General features: G+C 36.5%; 10 protein-coding genes. All 10 read left to right on the top strand.

Annotated features, from left to right (window positions below; all coding sequences use genetic code 11):
* The first annotated feature begins 450 nt into the window (after window positions 1-450).
* On the top strand, window positions 451-1,074 hold the full coding sequence (locus tag ACZQCL_RS02640) for a DUF5052 family protein (RefSeq protein WP_418521517.1): 624 nt from the start codon (window positions 451-453) through the stop codon (window positions 1,072-1,074).
* A 10-nt stretch (window positions 1,075-1,084) separates the two neighbouring features.
* Window positions 1,085-1,462 (top strand): RidA family protein, encoded by a 378-nt coding sequence (locus ACZQCL_RS02645; RefSeq protein ID WP_227992468.1) that lies wholly within the window; start codon window positions 1,085-1,087, stop codon window positions 1,460-1,462.
* Between the two features lie 157 nt (window positions 1,463-1,619).
* Window positions 1,620-2,522 carry an aspartate carbamoyltransferase catalytic subunit gene (locus tag ACZQCL_RS02650; RefSeq protein ID WP_227992467.1) on the top strand — a complete coding sequence of 301 codons (903 nt, stop codon included), beginning with the start codon at window positions 1,620-1,622 and terminating at the stop codon, window positions 2,520-2,522.
* A gap of 2 nt (window positions 2,523-2,524) precedes the next feature.
* Window positions 2,525-3,790: a dihydroorotase gene (locus tag ACZQCL_RS02655; protein ID WP_288523440.1), complete on the top strand. Its 1,266-nt coding sequence runs from the start codon at window positions 2,525-2,527 to the stop codon at window positions 3,788-3,790.
* Window positions 3,778-4,185: a hypothetical protein gene (locus tag ACZQCL_RS02660; protein ID WP_482481786.1), complete on the top strand. Its 408-nt coding sequence runs from the start codon at window positions 3,778-3,780 to the stop codon at window positions 4,183-4,185. Before ACZQCL_RS02655 ends, ACZQCL_RS02660 begins: the two co-directional genes overlap by 13 nt.
* Window positions 4,169-4,912 carry a dihydroorotate dehydrogenase electron transfer subunit gene (locus ACZQCL_RS02665; RefSeq protein WP_195836719.1) on the top strand — a complete coding sequence of 248 codons (744 nt, stop codon included), beginning with the start codon at window positions 4,169-4,171 and terminating at the stop codon, window positions 4,910-4,912. The genes ACZQCL_RS02660 and ACZQCL_RS02665 overlap by 17 nt, the downstream gene beginning before the upstream one ends.
* Window positions 4,912-5,820, top strand: a complete 909-nt coding sequence (locus tag ACZQCL_RS02670) for a dihydroorotate dehydrogenase (RefSeq protein WP_118114657.1) — start codon at window positions 4,912-4,914, stop codon at window positions 5,818-5,820. Before ACZQCL_RS02665 ends, ACZQCL_RS02670 begins: the two co-directional genes overlap by 1 nt.
* On the top strand, window positions 5,820-6,518 hold the full coding sequence (gene pyrF / locus ACZQCL_RS02675; RefSeq protein ID WP_003866099.1) for an orotidine-5'-phosphate decarboxylase: 699 nt from the start codon (window positions 5,820-5,822) through the stop codon (window positions 6,516-6,518). Before ACZQCL_RS02670 ends, pyrF begins: the two co-directional genes overlap by 1 nt.
* Window positions 6,519-6,780: 262 nt before the next feature.
* Window positions 6,781-7,860 carry a glutamine-hydrolyzing carbamoyl-phosphate synthase small subunit gene (gene carA, locus ACZQCL_RS02680; protein WP_227992473.1) on the top strand — a complete coding sequence of 360 codons (1,080 nt, stop codon included), beginning with the start codon at window positions 6,781-6,783 and terminating at the stop codon, window positions 7,858-7,860.
* A partial coding sequence (carB, locus tag ACZQCL_RS02685) for a carbamoyl-phosphate synthase large subunit (RefSeq protein WP_482481787.1) occupies window positions 7,853-9,049 on the top strand: 1,197 nt, incomplete at its 3' end. The genes carA and carB, both read left to right, overlap by 8 nt.

Below are 9,049 nucleotides of genomic sequence, written 5' to 3' on the forward strand. Positions count from 1 at the left end.
AGGGCAGGTTCTTTTGTACAAGACGATGTTAAGGAATGGAATGAGTGTCAATGAGATTTCCAAGGTTTGTTCGATATCTGTTGAAAATTTAAAACGAGTATTAAGTAATTGATATGAAGAGAAAAAATCTCTTCTTTTCTTATATGTACAATGCTAAAGATAGACTACCAATGGTGCACATTCTAGTATTTTATACAGGAGAAAGGCCTTGGAATGCAGCAAATAAGCTTTTCATTAAGAGTCGTCTAGACATTAATGGATGTGGAATGGTTGGATTTATAAGAATTAGAGGAGGAGCTTGAAATGTATCAAAAAATGATGGACAAGGGATTTGGGGTTAAAGCTATCGCCTCCATCTTCTCAGTAAGTGAAGAATCAATCCGAAAGCTATTGATAAAATAATTGTTAAGTCATTCGTTTTGAATGGCTTCATTATAAAACGGGGGAAATATGAATAAGAATATAAAAAGAATAAGTGTAGTATGCCTATGTATATTATTGAGTGGTTGTAGCATGTTTCAATCAGCACTTAATGATATCAAGGGCAATTTAGTAGGTAATGGATATACGATCTATACGTATGATAATTATGGTAGTGAAGTCATGGAGACAAGTGGAGATAAAATTAGTATTACAGGTAATGCGGTAGAGTCTACTTCCTATGATGAAGATGGACATGTTGTCCGTGGCTATGAATTATCAAGTGTAATTACGATAACGGTAGACGGGAAAGAAATAGAATCATGTGGAGATACTTGTATTTTTGAACAAAAAGGCTTAACACCGGATGTGGATTTCACACAAGAAGATATTGATTCAAATACACATGGACAAATATCAGACAATACATCGGTTGCTCGTTTTATCAACAAGTATAAAAATATGTTTGGCAAAGGAAGAATTGTAGTCATTAAATCCCAATTAGGACAGCCCATTGCCGCCTACTCTGGAGATAAGGTGTATTGGAAGATTCCAGATAATTTACCAAAGATGACGAAGCTTATGATTGATGGTAAGGCTTTGTATATTCATAGAGCAAATTTTCAAATCATTGATAAAGAATTATTGGATTAGGAGAAACAAAATGAAACAACAAATTAGTAGTACAAAAGGACCTAAGGCATTAGGACCATATTCAGCAGGGATTGCTTCAGAAGGACTCGTATTTTTATCTGGACAATTAGGTGTGAATACAGAAGGAAATTTGGTTAGTGAAGATGTTGTTGAACAAACTCAGAAAGCCTTTGAAAATATTGGTGTATTATTAGAAGCTTCAGGCTTAACATATGATGATATTGTTAAGACAACCGTATTATTGGATGACATGAATGATTTCGCGAAAGTAAATGAAGAATATGCGAAATACTTTGATGGTATATATCCTGCTCGAAGCTGCTTTGAAGTAGCTGCATTACCTAAAAATGCAAAGGTAGAAATTGAGTGTATCGCAATCAAAAAATAGTTTAAACATATATGTCGTAAATAGAGTTCGTTCTTTGATGTATTGAAGAATTTTATTGTTGAAAAATCCATGATTTATGGTAGTATATATGAAAGAGAAATTGGATTTGAAAAGGGACTTTTTAAATCCATTTTTTTAAGATCACAAGGAGGATTATATGAACAAAAATTCGTTATTATCCATGAGAGATCTGTCAGTTGAAGACATCTATAGCATTCTTGATGATGCTAGACTTTTTAATAGTTCCTTTAAAGATTGGCAATTACCAATGCAGAAAGCATTGGTTGCTAATCTTTTTTTTGAGGCTTCAACTCGAACACATTTCTCATTCGAAAGTGCACAGCACCAATTAGGATGCCAAGTAGCCGATTTTGCGGCAGGAGCATCTAGTGTCACAAAGGGAGAAACTCTTTATGATACAGTAAAGACATTTGAATCAATTGGGTATGACATGGTGGTGATCCGTCATTCTCAAGATGAGTATTTTAAAGAATTGGAAAATATCAATATTCCAATTTTAAATGCTGGAGATGGTGCAGGAAACCATCCAACACAATGCTTGTTAGATTTACTAACTATGCAAAATGAGTTTGGCACACTAGAAGGCTTAAATGTAGTAATCTGTGGAGATATCTTACATTCAAGAGTGGCTGCCAGTGATAAAGAAGCTTTAGAAAAATTAGGGTCAACCGTTCGTTTTGCCGGACCAAAAGAATGGGAAAGACCTGGCTATCCAACAATTGACTTTGATGAAGCCATTGAATGGGCAGACGTTGTCATGATGCTTCGTATCCAGAAAGAAAGAGGTTCTGGAATGGCCGGTATGACAGATAGTGAATACTTAGAAAAGTATGGTCTTACAAAAGAACGTTATGCAAGAATGAAAGACAAGGCTATCGTGATGCATCCAGCTCCTGTTAATCGTGGTGTTGAAATTGATACGGATTTAGTGGAAGCTGAAAAATCAAGAATTTTTGAACAAATGCACAATGGTATGTTGGTTAGAAAGGCCGTTATTAAACGTGGATTTGGTTTTGCTCCATTCAAGGAGAAAAAATAAGTATGCGTTTAATCAAAAATGGTCAAGTTTTAATTGACAATCGTCTCGAAAAGAAAGATATTTTAATTGACGAAGGAAAGATCATTCAGATTGATGATTCTATCTTGAAAGACTGTGATACAGTGGATGCCACAGGCTTAACTGTAATTCCAGGATTAGTGGATGTACATGTGCATTTTAGAGAACCTGGACACAGTGAAAAAGAAACCATTCATACAGGTAGTTTAGCGGCGGCACATGGAGGATTTACTTCTGTGTTTGCGATGCCAAATGTCATTCCTTTTCCAGATGATGTAGACACAATGAAAGACTATCAACAATTAATCAAAAAAGAATCTGTAGTACATACATATCCATATGCTTGCATTACATTAGAAGAGGCAAGTAAAGAAGTAGTGGATATGAAGGGCATCAAAGAATTAGGTGTACGCTGGTTCAGTGATGATGGTGTTGGGGTAGCTACACCAGAAATCATGAAAGAAGCCATGGAAAAGGCGAAAGAAAATGACTGCATGATTGTAGCTCATACAGAAGATATGAGTTATCGTAGACCAGGGGCTTGTGTACATGACAGTGAAGTTGTGACATCTAAGGGCTGGCTTGGAATCCCAAGTGCCTGTGAAAGTGCACAATTGATTCGTGATTTAGAAATCACAAAAGAAATAGGAAACGCTTATCATGCTTGCCACATTTCAGCTAAAGAGAGTGTAGAAGCATTAAAAAACGCAAAAGAATCAGGTTCGAATGTAAGTGCTGAAGTTACAGTACACCACTTATTATTAGAAGATAAAGATGTGGCTGGACCAAACTGGAAAATGAATCCACCTTTAAGAAGTCATGAAGACCGTATGGCTTTGATTGAAGGCTTGGAAAACGGAACATTGGATTGCATTGCCAATGACCATGCACCACACACCTCTGAAGAAAAGAAGCGTTCTATGGATAAAGCACCATTTGGGATTGTTTCATTAGAAAGCGCATTTGCCTTACTATACACAGAGTTTGTTCACCGCCAAAAGCGTTGGACATTGGCTCAATTGGTAAATTGGATGTCGGCTGCACCTGCTAAGCGTTTTGGCTTAGAGAATATAGGACAAATTAAAGAGGGCTATAATGCCGATTTGGTTTTAGTAGATTTAGAACATGAATCTTTGATCGACATAGATACATTTGAATCCATGGGGAAAAATACGCCATTTAATGGTTGGAGCGTAAATGCGCAAGTAAAGGAAACCATTGTAGATGGAAAAACAGTATGGAAAGGATAAAACATGGAAATGTATTAATGACAATTGATGATGAGAATAAACAAGAAGCACTAGAATTGGCGAAACGCTTCGCAAATATTGGATATGGAATCAATGCAACAAAGGGTACGACAGACTTATTTGAAGCTGAAGGATTGTATGTTCATGGTGCTAGTAAGATTGAAACAGAAGATGGTAAAAACGTTCTAGACATTATTCGTAATGGACGTGTAAACTTTGTCATTAACACAATGTCTAATAAGAAGAACACAAGTGCTGATGGATTCTTGATTCGTCGTGTGTCTGCAGAAAATAACATTTCTTGTATGACAAGTTTAGATACAGCGAATGCATTAGTGAAAGTTTTAGAGTCATTGAGTTTCTCAATGGTTTCTATGAATGAAATGGGGAAATAGTATGCAGGAATTTGCGAAGATTCTGTCGAATGTGGAAATCGCAAAAGATATTTGGAAAATGGAATTGAAAACAGACTTAGCTAAAATAGCTAAGCCTGGTCAATTCATTGAAATCACAGTTCCAGGTTTCTATTTGCGAAGACCCATCTCGATTAGTGAAATTAAGGAAGATATTTTGGTCATTATCTACAAGGTGCTTGGTGAAGGTACTTTAAAAATGACTGAACTTGAAGGAAAATTAGATATCTTTGGTCCACTTGGAAATGGTTTTCCAATTGAAGATAAAGAAGAAGTGTTGTTGATTGGTGGAGGTGTTGGTGTACCACCACTATATGAAACAGCCAAACAATATTTAAGTAAAGATGCACGTGTAACTGTAGTATTAGGTGCAAATGATGCAGGTAGCGTATTCTATGTGGATGAATTTAAGGCTTTAGGATGCGATGTATATGTCGCAACCATGGATGGTTCATTAGGTACAAAGGGTACAGCATTAGATGCGATCAAAGAAAACAATGTGACATGTCCATTTGTGTTAAGTTGTGGACCTTTACCTATGTTGAAGGCAATCAATGAACAATATAGTGAAGGCTATATTTCATTAGAAGCTCGTATGGCATGCGGTCTAGGTGCTTGTATGGGATGTGTTGTGAAAGATGTAGAAGGACATTCATTACGTGTATGTAAGGATGGTCCTGTATTTGAAATGGGAAAGGTGGCTTTATAATGGATATTTCAGTAAAACTACCTGGATTAAATTTAAAAAATCCAATTATTCCAGCTAGTGGATGTTTTGGATTTGGTAAAGAATATGCCGAACTATATGATTTGAGTGTATTAGGTGGTATTGCCATTAAATCGGCTACGCCACAAGAGCGTTTTGGAAATCCTACACCAAGAATTGCCGAAACTCCAATGGGAATGTTGAATGCGATTGGTCTACAAAATAAGGGCGTAGATTCAATTATCAAAAATGAACTTCCATTCCTTGCACAGTATGATACAGAAATCATGGCCAATGTGGCGGGTGCATGTGAAGAAGATTATGTAGAGGTTATCAAGAAATTAAATGATCAGCCAGTAATCAAGGCGTATGAATTAAATATTTCTTGTCCTAATGTAAAACATGGTGGTATTGGTTTGGGAACGAAACCTGAGCTTGCAGCACATGTGACAAAGATTTGTAAGGAAGCAGCTACAAAACCTGTATATGTGAAGCTTTCACCAAACGTAACAGATATTGTAGAAATTGCCAAAGCTGTTGAAGAAGCCGGTGCAGATGGTATTGTATTGATCAATACTTTAATGGGTATGCGCATCAATTTGAAGACGGGAAAACCATTACTTGCCAATGTGACAGGTGGTCTTTCTGGTCCTGCCATTAAGCCAGTTGCATTAAGAATGGTATATCAAGTGGCACAAGCTGTAAATATTCCAATCATTGGTGTTGGTGGAATTACTTGTGCAGAAGATGTATTGGAATTCTTAAATGCTGGGGCAAGTGCTGTTGAAGTGGGTGCCCAAAACTTTGTGGATCCTTATGTATGTCCAAAAATCATTGAGGATCTTCCAAAAGTATTAGAGAAATATGGATATAAGAATATTGAAGAAGCAGTTGGAAGGAGTTTTAAATAATGAGTAAGACAATTGTAGCACTAGATTTTTCTAGTAAAGAAGAAGTTGTAGATTTCTTAAAACAATTTGATGAACCTGTATATGTAAAGATTGGTATGGAATTAACATATGCGTGTGGTTTAGAAATGGTAAAAACAGTGAAGGAAATGGGTCACCACATTTTCTTAGACTTGAAATTGCATGATATTCCAAACACAGTTAAGGGTGGAATGAAAAACTTAGCGAACTTAGGTGTAGATATTGTCAATGTACACTGTGCTGGTGGTATTGCGATGATGAAGGCTGCCATTGATGGTTTGAATGAAGGGGCTAAAGATGGAAAACGTCCTATGTGTATCGGTGTAACTCAGCTTACTAGTACTTCTAAAGAAGCTATGAATAACGAATTAGGAATTCCAGGTGAAGTGATTGATTGTGTTATTAAATATGCGAAGAATGCCAAAGAAGCAGGTTTAGATGGTGTTGTATGTTCCGTACATGAAGCTAAGGCGATTCACGAAGCTTGTGGAGAAGACTTCTTAACAGTTACTCCTGGTATTCGTTTGGCAAGTGATTCTAAAGATGATCAAAAGCGTGTCGCGACTCCTGCATTTGCGAAAGAACAAGGTTGTGATTATATCGTAGTTGGTCGTTCAATTACGAAGAGTGCTAACCCAGTTGAAACATATAAGGAAATTGAAGCAACTATGTCAAAATAAGGTGTGAGATATCACATCTTTTTTTTACTTTTCTTGTTGAAATTTTTATGATTTGTGGTAGTATACTAAACAGAGAAAATATAGTATTTTTTTCAAAAGGAGGATACGTATGATCAAGAATCCAGCTTTGTATGTGAAAAAAACGTCAGCGGTTGAGGTGAATAGTATTCTTCGTAGTGCTATACTTTTTAATAGTTCTATTTAAAGATTGGCAATGTATTGTTTGCTAATCTTTTTTTTGAGTAAATAACAGAAAGGACAAATTATGGAAAGACTTTTGATTTTAGAGGATGGAAGTGTATATCGCGGAACAGCGTTTGGTAGTGACAACTTCCAAATTGGTGAATTGGTATTTAATACGTCAATGACGGGTTATCAAGAAATTTTGACAGATAATTCATATTGTGGACAAATTGTAATGATGACATATCCATTGATTGGTAACTATGGAATCAACCGTGATGATAATGAAAGCATGGTTCCATGTGTATTTGGATTTGTCGTTAAGGACTATTGTGAATTTCCAAGCAATTTCAGATGTTCAGAAACATTAGATGATTTCTTAAAACGTGAAAATATTCCAGGTATTTATGATATTGATACACGTGAAATCACAATGAAGATTCGTAACGTAGGTACCATGAAGGCAGTTATGGCTGATGTGGATGCCAATGTAGATGCGGTAGTTGCTGGTTTAAAAGCCGCTGATTTCTTACATGATCAAGTGGCTCGTGTTTCGACAAATAAAGTATTCCCAATCCCAAATCGTGGTAAGAAAGTTGTATTGATGGATTTTGGGGCAAAATTAGGTATTGTTCGTGAACTGTCAAAACGTGGATGTGATTTAGTGATTGTTCCATATGATACACCAGCAAGCACAATCTTATCTTATCGTCCAGATGGCGTTATGTTGTCGAATGGTCCTGGTGATCCTACCGATGTAAAAGTCGCTATTGAAACGATTAAAGAATTGATTCCTCAAACGGTTGTATTTGGAATTTGTCTAGGTCATCAGTTGATTTCTTTGGCTTGTGGTGCAAAAACATATAAATTGAAATTTGGACACCGTGGAGCTAACCATCCTGTAGTTAATCTTTCAACAGGTAAAGTAGAAATTACTTCTCAAAACCATGGCTTTGCGGTAGATATTGATAGCTTGAAGGATACGCGTTTGGAAATGACACACCAAGCATTAAATGATAAGAGTTGTGAAGGTGTTCGCCATAAAGATTACCCATGTTTTGCGGTGCAATATCATCCAGAAGCAAGTGCAGGACCTGAAGATTCTCGTTACTTGTTTGATCAATTTATTGAATTAATGGAGGAGAATAAAAATGCCTAAACGTACAGATATCAAAAAAATCTTAGTGATCGGTTCTGGTCCAATTATCATTGGTCAGGCTGCTGAATTTGATTATGCCGGAAGTCAGGCATGTCAATCCCTTCGTGAAGAAGGATATGAAGTTATTTTGATTAACTCAAACCCTGCCACAATCATGACAGATACAGCCATCGCAGACCGTGTTTATATTGAACCTTTGACTGTTGATTTCGCAAAAAGAGTTATTTATAAAGAAAGACCCGATGCCATTTTAGGATCATTAGGTGGTCAAACAGGATTAAACCTAGTTGTAGAATTACATGAAGATGGAATCTTAGATGAGTTTGGTGTAGAAATTTTAGGTACAGACTTACATGCAATCAACCGTGCAGAAGATCGTGAATTGTTCCGTTCTTTAATGCAGGAAATCAATGAGCCAGTACCAGAAAGTATGATTGTTCATACAGTAGAAGAAGCTGTTGAATTCGCAAAACGCGAAGGATATCCATTAGTTGTTCGTCCAGCTTATACACTTGGTGGAACGGGTGGAGGTTTCGCCGATGATGAGGCTGAACTTCGTGAAATTTGTGATTCTGGATTAAAGGCAAGTCCAGTTCATCAATGTTTGATTGAACAAAGTATTGCAGGATATAAAGAAATTGAATATGAAGTAATGCGCGATGCCAAAGATAATGCGATTGTTGTATGTAACATGGAAAATATTGATCCAGTAGGTGTGCATACTGGAGACAGTACGGTTGTTGCGCCAGTTCAAACTTTGACAGATCGTGAAAATCAAATGCTTCGTAATGCATCTTTAAAAATCATTCGTGCATTGAAGATCTGTGGTGGATGTAACGTTCAGTTGGCGTTGAATCCAGATAGTTTCAAATATTATGTCATCGAAGTTAATCCTCGTGTATCTCGTTCATCTGCTCTAGCTAGTAAGGCAACAGGATATCCAATTGCGAAGATTAGTGCTAAATTAGCGGTTGGTTTAGGTTTAGATGAAATTATTAACCCAATTACTAAAACAAGTTATGCATGTTTTGAACCTGCATTAGACTATATTGTAACGAAATTTGCACGTTTCCCATTTGATAAATTCCCTAATGCGGATCGTCATTTAGGAACACAAATGAAGGCAACTGGTGAAATTATGTCCATTGGACGTAACTTTGAAGAATCTTTCTTGAAGGCAGTTCGTTCT

Source organism: Holdemanella sp., from assembly GCF_056804935.1.